The sequence below is a fragment of the Cocleimonas flava genome (assembly GCF_004339015.1).
In the GTDB taxonomy this organism is placed as follows: Bacteria; Pseudomonadota; Gammaproteobacteria; order Thiotrichales; family Thiotrichaceae; genus Cocleimonas; species Cocleimonas flava.
Genome location: NZ_SMFQ01000002.1, coordinates 947,678 through 962,835 on the forward strand (window position 1 = coordinate 947,678; position 15,158 = coordinate 962,835).

Annotated in this window: 11 protein-coding genes; 7 read left to right on the plus strand and 4 right to left on the minus strand. The window is 37.9% G+C overall.

Annotated features, from left to right (window positions below):
• Positions 1-46: 46 nt before the first annotated feature.
• The 3 genes from EV695_RS04380 to EV695_RS04390 form a co-directional block, all read right to left on the minus strand.
• Positions 47-1,969 carry a PrkA family serine protein kinase gene (locus EV695_RS04380; protein ID WP_131904683.1) on the minus strand — a complete coding sequence of 641 codons (1,923 nt, stop codon included), beginning with the start codon at positions 1,967-1,969 and terminating at the stop codon, positions 47-49.
• A gap of 657 nt (positions 1,970-2,626) precedes the next feature.
• The gene (locus EV695_RS04385) at positions 2,627-3,889 is read right to left on the minus strand and encodes an inorganic phosphate transporter (RefSeq protein WP_131904684.1); all 1,263 of its coding nucleotides are present in this window, start codon (positions 3,887-3,889) and stop codon (positions 2,627-2,629) included.
• Between the two features lie 11 nt (positions 3,890-3,900).
• The gene (locus EV695_RS04390; RefSeq protein WP_131904685.1) at positions 3,901-4,581 is read right to left on the minus strand and encodes a TIGR00153 family protein; all 681 of its coding nucleotides are present in this window, start codon (positions 4,579-4,581) and stop codon (positions 3,901-3,903) included.
• Positions 4,582-4,824: 243 nt separating this feature from the next.
• On the opposite strand from EV695_RS04390, the gene EV695_RS04395 reads away from it, so the two are divergent.
• From EV695_RS04395 to EV695_RS04425, 7 genes are all read left to right on the plus strand, one after another.
• Complete coding sequence (locus tag EV695_RS04395) at positions 4,825-5,505, plus strand: hypothetical protein (RefSeq protein ID WP_131904686.1); 681 nt, start codon at positions 4,825-4,827, stop codon at positions 5,503-5,505.
• Positions 5,506-5,507: 2 nt separating this feature from the next.
• Positions 5,508-6,686, plus strand: coding sequence for a copper amine oxidase (locus tag EV695_RS04400; protein WP_131904687.1), 1,179 nt, complete (start codon positions 5,508-5,510; stop codon positions 6,684-6,686).
• A gap of 12 nt (positions 6,687-6,698) precedes the next feature.
• Positions 6,699-11,051 carry an Ig-like domain-containing protein gene (locus EV695_RS04405; protein ID WP_131904688.1) on the plus strand — a complete coding sequence of 1,451 codons (4,353 nt, stop codon included), beginning with the start codon at positions 6,699-6,701 and terminating at the stop codon, positions 11,049-11,051.
• Positions 11,052-11,065: 14 nt separating this feature from the next.
• Positions 11,066-12,595 (plus strand): copper amine oxidase, encoded by a 1,530-nt coding sequence (locus EV695_RS04410; protein ID WP_131904689.1) that lies wholly within the window; start codon positions 11,066-11,068, stop codon positions 12,593-12,595.
• Entirely contained in the window at positions 12,588-12,995 is a 408-nt protein-coding gene (locus tag EV695_RS04415; protein WP_165874615.1) for a FixH family protein, read from the plus strand. The genes EV695_RS04410 and EV695_RS04415 overlap by 8 nt, the downstream gene beginning before the upstream one ends.
• A gap of 15 nt (positions 12,996-13,010) precedes the next feature.
• Positions 13,011-14,210, plus strand: coding sequence for a cytochrome-c peroxidase (locus EV695_RS04420; protein ID WP_131904691.1), 1,200 nt, complete (start codon positions 13,011-13,013; stop codon positions 14,208-14,210).
• A 95-nt stretch (positions 14,211-14,305) separates the two neighbouring features.
• Complete coding sequence (locus EV695_RS04425; protein ID WP_131904692.1) at positions 14,306-14,725, plus strand: hypothetical protein; 420 nt, start codon at positions 14,306-14,308, stop codon at positions 14,723-14,725.
• 17 nt (positions 14,726-14,742) lie between these two features.
• On the opposite strand, the gene EV695_RS04430 is transcribed toward EV695_RS04425, so the two are convergent.
• Positions 14,743-15,054: a Kazal-type serine protease inhibitor family protein gene (locus EV695_RS04430; RefSeq protein WP_131904693.1), complete on the minus strand. Its 312-nt coding sequence runs from the start codon at positions 15,052-15,054 to the stop codon at positions 14,743-14,745.
• Positions 15,055-15,158: the final 104 nt, after the last annotated feature.

Consider the following 15,158-nt stretch of genomic DNA (forward strand, 5'->3'; position numbering starts at 1 on the left):
CGTTAGTTTGCTTCAGTTTCCTTAGCTTTTCATGGTAATTACTAGTTTATTGAGATTTTCTGACTCTTAAATACCATTCAGCAAGTAATCTCACTTGCTTCTCGGTATAGCCACGTTCAACCATCCTTGAAACGAAATTATCATGCTTCTGTTGCTCTTCACTTGAAGACTTGGTGCTGAACGATATAACTGGCAATAGGTCTTCTGTGCTTGAGAACATTTTCTTTTCGATCACATGACGTAGTTTTTCATAACTGGTCCAAACCGGGTTTTGACCATCGTTATGTGCTTTTGCACGTAATACAAAATTAACAACTTCATTTCTAAAGTCTTTTGGATTACTGATTCCCGCTGGTTTTTCAATTTTCTCCAAATCGTTATTCAAAGCCGCGCGATCTAAAATCTGGCCAGTTTCAGGATCACGATATTCCTGATCCTGAATCCAGAAGTCAGCATAGGTTACATAACGATCGAACAGGTTTTGTCCGTATTCTGAATAGGATTCTAGATAAGCTGTCTGGATTTCTTTACCAATAAAATCGACATAACGAGGGCTGAGATATTCTTTGATAAATCCAATATAACGATCTTGCGTTTCTTGTGGGAATTGCTCTCGTTCGATCTGTTTTTCCAGGATATACATCAGATGTACCGGATTTGCTGCAATCTCTTGGGCATCGAAATTAAACACTTGAGAGAGTATCTTGAATGCAAAACGCGTTGATAATCCGTTCATACCCTCATCTACACCGGCAACATCTCGGTACTCTTGGTAGGTTTTTGCTTTAGGATCAATATCCTTTAAGTTTTCGCCGTTATACACGCTCATTTTAGAGAATGTATTGGAGTTTTCTGGTTCTTTAATTCGAGAAAGCACAGAGAGTTGCGCTAGCATTTTTAGCGTATCAGGCGCGCACGGTGCTTTATTGAGAGAGCTTGCCTCCAACAATTTGTTATAGATTTGAATCTCTTCATTGACGCTCAAGCAGTACGGTACTTTTACAATAGAAATACGGTCGATGAATGCTTCGTTATTACGATCATTCTTGAATGACTGCCACTCTGATTCATTTGAGTGAGCCAGTATCATCCCATCAAAAGGTATGGCTCCAATATTCTCAGTGCCGTTGTAATTCTTTTCCTGTGTTGCGGTTAATAATGGATGTAATACTTTGATTGGGGCTTTGAACATCTCAACGAATTCAAGCAGGCCTTGATTCGCCATACACAAACCACCCGAATAACTATAAGCATCAGTATCGTTTTGTGAAAAGTCTTCGAGTTTTCTGATATCAACTTTTCCGACTAAAGCTGAAATATCCTGATTGTTTTCATCACCCGGTTCTGTTTTAGAGATTGCTATCTGATTCAGCTGAGACGGGTATCTTTTTACTACTTTGAATTGAGTAACATCGCCTCCAAATTCATTTAAGCGTTTTACCGCCCAAGGAGACATGATATTGCCCAAATAGCGCTTATCAATTCCGTAGTCTTCTTTGAGTATTGCGCCATCCTCTCCTGAGTCGAATAACCCAAGTGGAGATTCATTGATAGGAGAATCCTTAATGCAGTAAATCGGCATCTTTTCCATCAGCACTTTTAAACGCTCAGCTAATGATGACTTACCACCTCCAACCGGACCTAGTAAATAAAGTACTTGTTTACTTTCTTCCAGGCCTTGAGAAGCATGGCGTAAGAATGAAACGATCTGTTCTATGGCATCTTCCATTCCAAAGAACTGTGAAAATGCAGGATATCGTTTAATTACCTTATTAGAGAATAATCGACTCAAACGCTCGTCATTGGCAGTGTCTATCAGCTCTGGCTCTCCGATAGCCATTAACATTCTTTCGGCTGCTGTTGCGTATACAGAGGGATCCTCCTTACACAAATTAAGGTATTCTTGAAGTGAGTATTCCTCCTCGAGAAATGACTCGTAACGTGACTGATAACTGTCAAAGATGCTCATAATGTACCCCAGGTTATTTTGAATATTGTCTTATCAACAATAATCTAAACTGCTTTTGGTACTTATTTTTTGCGAACTACTTCTATTTTTTGAATCTTAAACAGCAATATGCTTTGTAAAGTTATATCCGCATCTTGCCTTGAAATTCACAAAAAATACGTAACTTTGTAGCTTAGAATGATTCAAATTAACACTCATCTATTTGTTTAGACGTGTGTTTATTCATTTAGTTCGACAGAACAGATTAGTGATTTTTAAAACTGCCCTAAAATTCGCTTTGCTTATATTATTACTTATATTTTATTAATCGAATTCGAATTGCAATGCGTAATTTTGTGTTTCGTATGCATTAGATTTTGCATTAAAAACTAGTCTAATACACTATATACAAGCTGCCAAACACATTCCCCAAAGCCTTATAAAAAGACCGAGCTACAACCAATTAAATTATTGAAGCTGACTTAATATTAGCTGATATTGAAGCGCTCGTAAATTGAAAGTTAATGATTACCCTCTATTGTTTTAATTATTTTAATGGAATGATTCTCATTTCCGTATGAAAAGAGAATCAAATAGTTACGTATGAAAGGTGCCTTGAAACATTAATTAAATAAGGCACCTCCCCACTTACGGGCACTTTTTTAGAGTATTATGCTTCTAACCAAATATTCCTTTCAGCATATAAAAGAACAATATCGAGAGAATAGCGCCAGCCGGTAAGGTAATTACCCAAGACATGAATATATTACCCACAACGCGTAAGTCTATTGCTGCGATACCTCTGGCTAAACCAACACCTAAAATAGCACCCACTAAAGTTTGCGTAGTTGAAATTGGTAGACCAGTATAAGAGGCTAGTACTACTGTCGAAGCCGCCCCAATTTCTGCAGAAAAACCACGAGTTGGTGTTAACTCAGTTATATTTTTACCTACTGTCGCCATTACTTTGTAACCTAAGGTAGCAAGGCCTATAACAATACCAATAGCACCTACTAGCAATACCCAGCTTGGCAACTCTGATTTTGAAGCTAGCTCGCCAGATTGAGCAACACTAATAACAGCCGCCATAGGACCAACTGCATTTGCTACGTCATTTGAGCCATGAGCAAAAGCCATAGCCGCAGCGGTAAATACCATTAATACAGCAAATATTTTTTCAACATTAGCAAAGTGAAAGCGTTTTTCAGCTTTTTCATCAAACTTTACTTTTTTGATTAAATACACACCTAGTAGCGCTACTAACAAGCCTAAGATAATCGCGTAAACAAATTCCATGCCGCCATTAACATCCAGGCCTATGTGCTTCAAACCCTTTTTGATTGTCACCAAAGCAATAATGAAACCGACCATAAATAAATAAAACGGCCCATATTTTTTTGCATTTTCTAAAGGATTGCTCGTATTAATAACCAGGTTTTGGATACTTTTGAACACCGCAAATGCTATGCCCCCTGCAAGTACCGGAGAAACCACCCAGCTCATTACTATGGTACCCACTTTGCCCCAGCTAACAGCGTCAACACTAACGCCGACTGCAGCAAATCCGATAACCGCACCGACAATACTATGCGTGGTAGAAACCGGCCAACCCTTCATGGATGCAATTAATAGCCATGTACCTGCAGCTAATAATGAGGCGAGCATGCCCCAGATCAATAAATCCGGATTACCATCAAAAGCATTGAGATCGACGATACCTTTTCTGATGGTTTTAGTAACTTGCCCTCCAGCAAGGTAGGCACCTAAAAATTCAAATATTGCTGCAATTATAATCGCTTGTTTTATGGTTATCGCTTTTGAGCCTACCGACGTCGCCATTGCATTAGCAACATCATTTGCGCCAATACCCCATGCCATGAAAATGCCAAAAACGGCCGCAAGAGTAATATAGATAAACGTTGTATCTGTTAAAAATTCCATGATTTATATACCTATCGTGCTAGCATCAAAGATAAACGACTACCAACACGCTCGGCATTGTCGGCCACATTTCCAACCCAATCTATCAACCTGTAGGTGAAAATTACATCTACTGGGCTTAGGTCATCCTCTAATTTAAAGAGTGTGGCTCTTAAATCATCTTGCATCGTATCTGTTTCACTTTCGATGGCACCCAAATCAGAAAGCATGCCTTCTACACGTTCGACCTCAAGTCCTCTGAACCCTGTCTCTACTAATTCATCCAGTTCATTAATGGTATGTAACGCCTGTTTTACCGAATCGATACAACGTTTGGTGAAAACTAAAAATGGCTCGTTCATTTCTGCCGGCAATTGCATTTTTCGTCCGACAATCAGAGCAGCAATATCTTTCGCCTGATTCGCAATAATGTCTTGGCGAAGTAATACATCAAGTACATCACGCCTATCGACAGGCATGAAGAGCCCTTTCGGAAGATGTGTGCGTAATTCACGCTTCATCTTATCCGCATCATGCTCTCCTTTTGCAATTGCTTTTTGTGCATTTAGAACCTTTTTCTCATCAGACTCCACCATACCTTCTATAAGTGGCGATAAATGTCTTACGCACCGATAAACACGGTACATATGTTCTTGCAAAGGGGTTATGGGAGATCTACCAAACAGGCCAGACATATAGTTTTTTGTAACCATAGCTATTCACCAAGTAAAGGAAGGGGGGTAGTTAAAATTTAGGCGGAGTTTATTGTGTGTATGACTGCTTGTAAAGTAATCTACCAATACCAATAAAAACCTTAGCTTATGTATATTTATCGCCTGTATTTACAGTAAATATCAGACAAGTGGCAGTAACTGTTTGACTAATATCAAATTAATGTAGTCAATCTGGTTTATACTTTGTCGGATATAATAAAAATTTATTTTGGTGAGTTGATAATGATTTTTTCTAGACCATCCTGCATGAAAATGCATCCATCAATAATTATTAGCATTGGTATCCTAAGTTTTCTTAGTTTTAGCAATGCTTATGCACACAATAATGACCCTTTAACCGTTGATGAAATATCCCGAGTAGGAAACTTAGTCACCCCTCAAACCTTAGCTGCTAAATCTGAAGGTGGTGTAACGGTTAATGATAATCAGGAACTGTTATTGATTGAGCGTAACGAAGAAAAAGGTGCACCTAAGGATCAACGTCGCGCGGATGTCTATATCTACAACTACTCAACAGATGAATTAGAACAATCTCTGGTTGATTTAAACACATCAGAAATTATAAGCACCGTTACTAAACAGGGTGTGCAACTTCCTTTAACAGTAAATGAGCTTAAGCGAGCTAAAGAAATAGTGTTTGAGGATGAAGACGAGCGTCAGATTCTTGAACATGAATACAATAGAATCACGTCACGTACACTTAATGATACATCTGAGCTAAATATTAAAGCATTTACTTTCACTGCAGACAGTTTGCCTAATAGAGTAAACGAAGCGAGTAAACAATGCGGTATTCATCGTTGCGCACAGCTAATGCTGTATACCGATGAAAATATTGTATTTGAAATTTCACCGATCGTTAATCTATCTGCTGGTGTTGTAACCCAAAGAATTGGTTTTTAAGTATGAGTAATAAAATAATCAAAGCCGGTTTCGCGCTTTTCACTTTATCTTCGTTGTTATTTGCCAGTTCAAGTTTTGCGCGACCAAACACCTTCTCTTGCGCTGCTGGTAATACAATTTCCAAAACTTTTTCTTCAGGAGCCGCTTGGGATCTTTGCTGGGAAGTGAGAGATGAAGAGGGCGTGGTGTTAAGTGATATTCACTATAAAGCAGCTAATTCAACCAGAAGAAAAGTTATAGGTGAAATGAGTCTCTCTCAAATTCAAACAGAATATGATGATGATTCAGCTGATCAATTCCTGGTTACAGACTTCGGCTTAGGCGGTAATAGTTTGCAAACACTTAATACTTCTATGTGTGAGGGAGGTCAATTACACGAATATGCAGGTAGAAATGTATTGTGTGAAGTCTCTAGTGCCAACGGTTATATTTATCGATATAGAGACAATATCCGCAGACAAGGTAGCAAACTAGAAATACTAAGTGCATCAAACATAAACTCAAGAGAGTTTATCATTCGTTCGACTTTTCTCGAAAACGGCACGATAGAAACGGGTGTTGGTATTACCGGTCAATTCACGAAAACAACGACAGATTCAAATGCAGGTTGGCCTGTAACGTCGCAAAATAAACTCTCTACCAGCTTCACCGATCATTTCTTTTGGCGACTCGATTTTGATATAGGATCCAGTAATAGTAACGATGTTGTTGAACAAATTAAAAGTGTTCCATCTTCTGATCGATTAACTAAAACTAAACAGACTCAAACCATATCGTCAGAACTTGCAGCATCATTTACGCCAGCTGATAAAAAATTCTGGCGCATTAAAGACCAAAGCGAAACAAATAATGCAAACCAGCCCGTGTCTTATGAAATGGTATTACTCAACTATGCACAACAGAGTAAAGGCAACAGTAGCTCACCATGGTTAAAAAATGATGTTTATATCACTGCTTATAATGCCTGTGAAAGATTCGCTGTTAACAATACAGCAAGTAGTTGCGGCAGCAACGTTTCTGAGTTTGTAAATTCACAAAATACAAACGCTAAAGATATTGTTGTCTGGTACCGCATGGCTCATCACACACTTCCAAGAGATGAAGACTTTTCTCCTGTCGCTGTTCAGTGGAGTAACTTTATTCTACTGCCTCGAGACTGGACATCGATTAATCGACTGTAATGAAAATATAAAATGATTATTCAGTTAGAAAATAGTTTCAGCCGCATACTGCTTAGTATTCTACTCGCATTAACAGTTCTGTCTTTGCCCACAAAAAATGCAGAAGCGGCCGAACATTGTAGCGATGATTATTTTATTAATGAGACTCTCCCTAATGGGTCGAAATGGGATATGTGTTGGGAACACCGACAACGCGAAGGCATTATTTTCCATCATGTCTACTACACGCCTAAAAATGGGCAACGCCGTCTTATATTAAACCATGCCGCTGTAGCCCAAATACACGTTCCTTATGACGATAATGGAGCGCGTTATCACGATATTTCCGATTATGGTATTGGTGGAAATAATATTATTAGCTTAAATAGCGATGAATGTCCGGCAGGTGATTTACTCAATTTTTCTGGTAAAAACGTTTTATGTAAGCAGATTGAATCTAGACCATTAGCGCATAAAAGCGGCAACAATGTTGTTAATGCTAAAAATCTAAGTCTTTTTAGTGTTTCGCCTGTTGGTGCTTATTACTATATTCCTACCTGGCGTTTTATGGACGACGGTACAATTGAACCATGGATAGGCGCAACAGGAGCATTACAACGTTATGGATCTAATCAGAGCCGTGGTTGGAAACTAGGTGATAACCGTGTTGGTATCGCTCATCTACATAATTTTTTCTGGAAACTCGATTTCGATTTAAACGGATCACACCTTGATGATGTTGTTGAGGAGATTAACTTCCCATTAGTCAGTGGTAAAAGACAAAGAACCATTACAACTTTTAATACGGAAGCAGCACGCAAAGTTAATCCAGATACGATGCGTCATTGGCGAATAAAAGATAAAACACTTAAAAATATTAATAATCATAGTGCTTCATACGATATTTTAATCAATGAAGCTGGCCATCAGGATATAGGTCCAGCGAGTGAACCCTTCACGCACAATGACTTTTATGTCACTAAACAAAAAAATGAAGAGAAGTTTGCTTCTCATAATCCAACTGGTGCAAGTAACCTGGCAGAATTTGCCAATGGTGAATCAATTACTAATAACGATATCGTGGTCTGGGCTGGCGTTACTTTCTATCACATGCCACGTTCAGAAGATGCGCCACATATGGATGCGCATTGGAGCCACATAAAAATAGTGCCGCGTGACTGGCACGCATCGAATCCTTTAGGCAGTATTCCTGTCAATACACCACCCACTGTCACTTCACTAAGTAATCAAAATACACAACAAGGTAGCTCTGTTAGTTTAGCTATTCAGGCGACTGATGTTGATGGTGATTCTTTAAGTTATTCAGCGGCGGGACTCCCAAATGGTCTTCAGATAAATAGTAGCTCAGGATTAATTTCAGGGACTGCTTCAATTGCTGGTAACTATGGTACGACCATAACTGTAAGCGATGGGAGTGACAGCAGTTCAATACTATTCAACTGGCTTGTATCTGCTAATACAAATACTGCACCTACAATTTCCTCTCCTGGGAATCAAACAGGTTTGGTCGGTAACAGCATAGATCTTGCTATTCAGGCAAATGATTCAGATGGTGATAGCCTGAGTTATAGTGCCACTGGGCTTCCCAATGGTTTGCAAATCAATGCAAATTCTGGGCGTATAACAGGTACCTTAAGTACTACAGGAAATTTTTCTACAACGGTTACTGTTAGCGATTCTTCGACATCCGCTAACACATCTTTTAATTGGGTTATATCTTCCCCTACAAATTCAACGTCGAATGAAGTCTCTACTACGTCAATTACTATTAATGGCGCAGTCTCAGATTGGAGCAGTTTAGAATACTTCAGTAATGATGCTGATGACATTAGTGGTCAAAATAATCAAATAGATTGGCTAAAAGTTGCTATTGCTCATAGCCCGCAAAATGTCTTTATGACTTATCAGAATAGACAAAATGTAGACCCTAGTAATACTTCAGGTTCCTATATTCCTTGGGGTTGGCAAGCTTTTCTAGATACAGATAACAATGTAAATACCGGTTATCAACAAGGCTCTATAGGTGCTGATTACGTCATTAATGGCAATGTAATAGAACGTTATATAGGTACTGGTACCAGCTGGAGTTGGGATGTTGTAACTTCTTCAACGTTAATGTATTCAGGTGCTAATGTTGAAATGAGCTTTCCTCGTTCGAGTATTGGGAATCCTCAGAGCATGAAAGTGATATTTCTGGGAGATAATGCTGCATTTAATGGTGATAGTACTGACCGATACCCAGATACTGGATTCTTTAGCTACACCTTTACGGGTTCTGGTTCACCTAATTCAGCACCTATCGCTAATAATCAACAGCTTTCCGTTGGTAGTGGTGCCTCTATAAGTTTAATACTCACAGCATCTGATGCTGATAATGACAGTTTAAGTTATACCGTTAACCAACAACCTCAACACGGTTCTTTAAGTGGCTCTGCTCCTAATCTGGTTTATACCGCAGATGAGAATTACACGGGGTCAGACAATTTCCGTTTTCAAGCTAATGATGGTTTATTAAACAGTCAATCTGCCACTGTATCTATTACCGTAACAAACGGACAAACCAATGGGGCTATTGCTAACTATGTAAGCTCCCCCATATCGGTTAATGGAGATGATTCTGATTGGTCGACATTAATTCGTTTTGAAGACGATGCAGATGATGCTTCAGGAAATATTGATTGGCAGAATGCGGCACTTGCGCATGACAGTTCTAAACTTTATTTGCTCTACAATAACAGAGGCAATATCGATCCAAACAACAGTTCTGGTTCTTATCTAGCATGGGGATGGCAGACATTTATAGATACCGATAAGAACGCTTCTACCGGCTATCAGGCTGGTGCTATCGGTGCTGATTACGTTTTAGAAGGTAATCAAATTCAGCGTTACGACGGAAGCGGCAGTAATTGGAGCTGGGCTCACTTGGGTTCAGTTGAATCTCAATATCAAGGTAATATAGCTGAATTAGCATTGCCTCTCAGCCAATTAGGCAACCCTGATTCAATTAGAGTGAGTTTTTCAGGCGATAGTAGTTCTTATGCTGGTTCTGGTGCAGACTTATATCCCAACGGACAAAATAATGCTCAATCCAGTATTCGCTTTTTCGAATACGACATTACCGGCGGAGATTCAGGCTCTAATGAGCGACCCATCGCTTATACACAGTCTGTCTCTGTAAATTCAAATTCTACTGTTAACATTACATTAGTAGCATCCGATCCAAATGACGATAATCTTACTTACAGTATTGTATCTAACCCGTCTAATGGATCTTTATCCGGTGTTGCCCCTAATCTGACTTATGTTCCAAATAGTAATTTTATAGGGCAAGACAGTTTCACGTTTAATGTAAATGACGGTAATGCCATTAGTTCTAATGCTACCGTCAGCATAAATGTTTCTGGAGCTGAAGGTGGGTCTTACTCCAACCCTGTAAGTAGCATATCCATCGATGGCAATAACGAGGAGTGGGCTAGTCTCTCTGCTTATACACAAGATGGTAATGACATCGGCGGCATCAATAACGTTATTGATTGGCAACGTGCTGCGACTGCTCATAACGGATCAGATATTTATTTCATGTACCAAAGTTACAATGCTATCAATGCCGATGCTAATAATGGCAGCTTTATCAATTGGGGTTGGCAAACATTTATAGATACCGATTCTAATCCTGATAGCGGCTATAAAATAGGCACTGTCGGCGCTGAATATGTTATCGAAGGTACTCAAATTCAGAGCTACACTGGTGATGGAAGTAGTTGGAGTTGGAACAATTTCGCAACAGCCACAGTTAGCTATAATGCCAACACCGTGGAATTAGGCTTTGCCAGAAGTCTTATTGGAAATCCGGATAAGATGCGAGTAATTTTTGTAGGAGACAATGATGCGTTTGGCGGTAGCAGTATAGATACTTACCCTAACGCACTGGATTATTTTGAGTACCAACTTTCAGGCGGTACTTCAAGTTCATCAAGTCGACCAGTTGCATCTTCTATATCATTTAGTGTCAGGAGCAATACGACTAGTGAGATTACTTTATCCGCATCTGACCTTGATGGCGATACACTTACTTACCAACTATTAGACCAACCTAACAACGGCATTCTTTCGGGTAGTGGTCAAAACTATATTTATACACCTAATTTAGATTATGTAGGTGAAGATAGCTTTAGATATATAGCCAATGATGGCACTTTTGATAGTTCTGTTGAAACAGTTGTATTAAATGTAGCTGAAAATGGAACAAATAGTGGTACAAATACGAATACAGACACTGATAATTCTAGTGGAGGGGGTTCAGTCCCACTTGAATGGCTAATATTACTTAGCTTTATTGGATTGTTAAGATTTAGAATAAAATAATAAGAGCAAACATTTTGAATAAATTACTCATAAAAATAGTTTTACTATTTACTCTTTCCTTACTCGGGTTTAGTCACGCTAATGCCGCTGAAAATTGTGGTGATGAATTTTATGTGAATGAAATATTTCCCAATGGAGCACGTTGGGATATGTGCTGGGAACATAAAGATAGAGAAGGCATCATATTCAAAAGTATCTATTTTACGCCGAAAAATGGCACACGCAGAATGGTTTTAAACCAGGTTGCTATTGCCCAAATACATGTACCTTATGACGATAATGGTACTCGTTTCCATGATTTATCTGATCTCGGGATCGGTGGTTTGAATATGTTAGAACTTCAATCTGATGAATGTCCGGATGGAAGTCTGATTCCTTTCAGTGGAAAAAACGTACTCTGCAAACAAACCACAAAACAGGACATTTCATTTAAATCAGGCACTAATACCGAAAATGGTTATTATTTAAGTTTATTCAGTGTTTCACCGGTTGGCGCTTATTACTATATACCTACCTGGAAATTTTTTGATAATGGTAAAATTGAACCCTGGATGGGAGCCACTGGTGCGTTGCAACGTTTTGGTACAGACGATAGTACAGGCTGGTTATTAGCTGATAACAGAGTAGGTATCGCACATTTACATAATTTCTTTTGGAAATTAGACTTCGATCTTAATAAAACTTATCTAGATGATGCTGTAGAAGAAATTAATTTTAATCTCGTAAATGGAAAAAGAGAACGCAGTATTATCCCTTTTTCTACGGAAGCAGCTCGTAAAGTTAACCCCGAAACCATGCGTCATTGGCGAGTCCGTGATAAATCAGCTAAAAATGAAAATGGTCACAGCATCTCTTATGATGTCATTCTTAGTGAAATGGGTCATCAGGATATAGGCCCAGCCAGTGAACCATTTACTCATAATGACTTTTTCGTTACCACTCAGAATGATAACGAACGCTTCGCCTCACACAATACGAGTGGCGGTACAAACCTGGATGAATTTGTAAATGGTGAAAGCATCGTCGATAACGATATTGTTGTCTGGGCTGGTGTCACCTTTTACCATATGCCGCGCTCAGAAGATTCACCCCACATGGATGCGCACTGGAGTCATTTAAAAATAGTTCCGCGTGACTGGAATGCAAGCAATACCTTAAGTGATGATGTGACTAATAACGCACCAACCATTGCAACTGTAGCCAATCTAAATAGTCAAACCTCCGACTCTATCACTCTCAACATTCAAGCTAGTGATTCAGATGGTGATAGCTTGATTTATAATGTTTCTAATTTACCTACTGGCTTATCTATAAACACCAGTTCAGGTGTAATTAGCGGTGTTATTTCAACAGCAGGAACCTATCTTGTGCAAATTACTGTGTCCGATGGACAGCAAAGTGCTTCTACTCAGTTTAATTGGGTGGTATCTGCAGCATCTACTGGTTCAAGTTCTGGTGGTGGATCACTTTCAATAATGCTGTTATTCAGTCTACTGGGATTAATTTTATTCAATGTATTTTTCAGATTTAAGAACAATGATTAAATCTATTTTAATTTTCGGCCTGCTTTTATATTTCCAATTTCTTTACGCCAACAACACTGCTAGCTGGAAAAAATCACAAGTATCTGAAAACGAACACTACTCTGTTGATTTACTGTGTAAGCACCCCCCCACTTTGGGCGGTTTTCTTCCATGTAGTTTGGTTCTTAGTGATAATTCTAATCCTATATCTAATGCTATTATTAAAATAGAGGGTGGTATGCCAGAACATCATCATGGCTTACCTACCTCTCCAACTATAAGTTGGGATAGTGAGAAAAAAGCATATATTATCAAAGGCTTAAAGTTCAGTATGCCTGGTGCTTGGCAACTTAAATTTCTGATTGAAAAAACTAAAAAGCTGCCACGTGATATTGTCACTATTAATTTTGTCATTGATTAATTTTCAAAAAATCCAATGATTAAGTATTCTTTTAATCTAATTTTTACCTTATTTTCGATACTAATTGTTTCTTCAATTAGTGCTAATAGCTGGTCAGATAAAGACATTCAACAGATCTCGGCGTTCACCCTTAAAAAACTACAACCCGTAAAAGACCCGTCAAACAAATATTTATTAGATAAAAACGTTATTTCATTAGGTGAAAAACTATTTTCTGATACACGTTTAAGTAGTAATAAAAAGATATCCTGTGCTTCTTGTCATATAAAAGAAAAATCTTTTACAGACAATCATAACCTTGCTGTTGGCTTACAAAAAGGATTTAGAAACACACCAACGCTTTTGAATTCAGCACACCATAACTGGTTTTTTGCTGATGGAAGTAAAGACAGCCTTTGGGCACAAGTATTAAGTTCTATTGAAAACCCCGCTGAACAAAACTTCACCAGAGTAGAGTTATTTAATTTATTCATTAATGATAATACTTATAAAACTCTGTACGAATCTGTATTTAAACAATCTCTAACTAAAACCTCTATAGCTACAAATCTACCTGCTAAGGCTGGCCCTAATGCAGATTTACAAGGTTTAATAGAATGGAAAAAACTTAATAGCAATCAAAGAGATAGAATAAATTTATTTTTTACTAATATTGGCAAATCGATTGCTTCTTATGTCACCACACTTGAATCTAAAGAATCACGTTTTGATAAATTTGCGTATGAGTTATCGGTCACAGGACGTTCTTCACTTCTTAATAAATCTGAAATAAACGGCTATAAACTTTTTATAGATCAAAAATCAGGTTGTTCAAATTGTCATAGCGGTCCACTTTTTACTAATAAAGAGTTTCACAATATAGGAACCGGGATTCTTGCGCACGATAACGGTAGATCAGAAGTTATAAATGCTGTTATTCATGATGAGTTTAATTGTTTAAGCAAATACAGTGATGCAAAAAAAGAAGAGTGTGTTGAATTAAATTACATCAATAGAAACAAGCATGGTCTTTCTGGTGCTTTTAAAACACCGTCTCTAAGAAACCTATCTAAAACTGCACCTTATATCCATGATGGCAGGTTTAATAATTTAGAAGAAGTTTTAAGATATTACAATAGTATTGATGAAAAAAGGGCGCTAGAAGTTGATCTTCCACCTATTTCTTTAACTGTTAAAGAACAACAAGATATTGTTAATTTCTTACTTACTTTATAACCCTATTTGTCTGGGCTAAACACTTTTTTATCTCTTAACATTATGTAACAATGCGTAACAATATTCACTCTAATGGGCTAAATGGATTTTTTCTGATGAAAGTTATACCGCTAATATTATTGTCTGTTCTTTTTACGGGTTGCAGCAATTTTAATACTGCTACTAATACTATGTCATCACATCCGCTTAAATCTCAAAAAGACGTCAATATTGAAAAAACACTAACAAGTGGGACCTGGAAATACGAACGCCAAGCTGATGATTGTAGAGATACATCGTGGTCACAAACGTTTTATAAAAACAGATATTACAAGTCTGTAGGAGATGCGTGTTTAATACCCGATGCATTTTCTGTAGATGCTGAAAATTGGCATATCAAACGTCAGATTTTATATGTTACAAATCTTTCACCTATCAACGGTGACGATATAATTCTTAAGTACGGAATTGATTTCTTAGACAAGAATAAACTCATCTTAAGCAGTGGAAATTATAAATATACTTTTGTTAAGTAACTGATAATAAAAAGAAATTACTTACAAACACCTAAACTATATTCATAGACATTTTTATCACTACAGGCCGTACAGCTATTCGAATAGGTCTTTTTGATAGTTGAAGGAAAGGGTGCTTTTACGCATCTAACCTTAGTATCTACAACTGCACAAACTGGCTTATATTCTCTCGTACACATTTCAGGTCTTGGATTTGAACACACCTGAGCTTGTGTATTATTTTTATTTTCTAAATTAGAAGAATAATTTTTATCTGCTTTAGTTTGACATGCGACAACAGCAAATATAGCTAAAGTAATAATAAAAATTTTCTTAGCTATTCTTGGCATGCTAATCACCAACCTTGTTAACAGGGAATGAATATATAGCCTTAAAGTAGGGGGGTGCCTTTTTAATTCTTTATAAGGCACCCCCCTACTTTAGAGCACTTTTT

Coding starts and splice junctions, on each gene's coding strand:
- EV695_RS04430 (WP_131904693.1), bottom strand. CDS start 15,054: ATGCCAAGAATAGCTAAGAAAATTTTTATTATTACTTTAGCTATATTT.
- EV695_RS04400 (WP_131904687.1), top strand. CDS start 5,508: ATGAGTAATAAAATAATCAAAGCCGGTTTCGCGCTTTTCACTTTATCT.
- EV695_RS04380 (WP_131904683.1), bottom strand. CDS start 1,969: ATGAGCATCTTTGACAGTTATCAGTCACGTTACGAGTCATTTCTCGAG.
- EV695_RS04405 (WP_131904688.1), top strand. CDS start 6,699: ATGATTATTCAGTTAGAAAATAGTTTCAGCCGCATACTGCTTAGTATT.
- EV695_RS04425 (WP_131904692.1), top strand. CDS start 14,306: ATGAAAGTTATACCGCTAATATTATTGTCTGTTCTTTTTACGGGTTGC.
- EV695_RS04390 (WP_131904685.1), bottom strand. CDS start 4,581: ATGGTTACAAAAAACTATATGTCTGGCCTGTTTGGTAGATCTCCCATA.
- EV695_RS04420 (WP_131904691.1), top strand. CDS start 13,011: ATGATTAAGTATTCTTTTAATCTAATTTTTACCTTATTTTCGATACTA.
- EV695_RS04395 (WP_131904686.1), top strand. CDS start 4,825: ATGATTTTTTCTAGACCATCCTGCATGAAAATGCATCCATCAATAATT.
- EV695_RS04415 (WP_165874615.1), top strand. CDS start 12,588: ATGATTAAATCTATTTTAATTTTCGGCCTGCTTTTATATTTCCAATTT.
- EV695_RS04385 (WP_131904684.1), bottom strand. CDS start 3,889: ATGGAATTTTTAACAGATACAACGTTTATCTATATTACTCTTGCGGCC.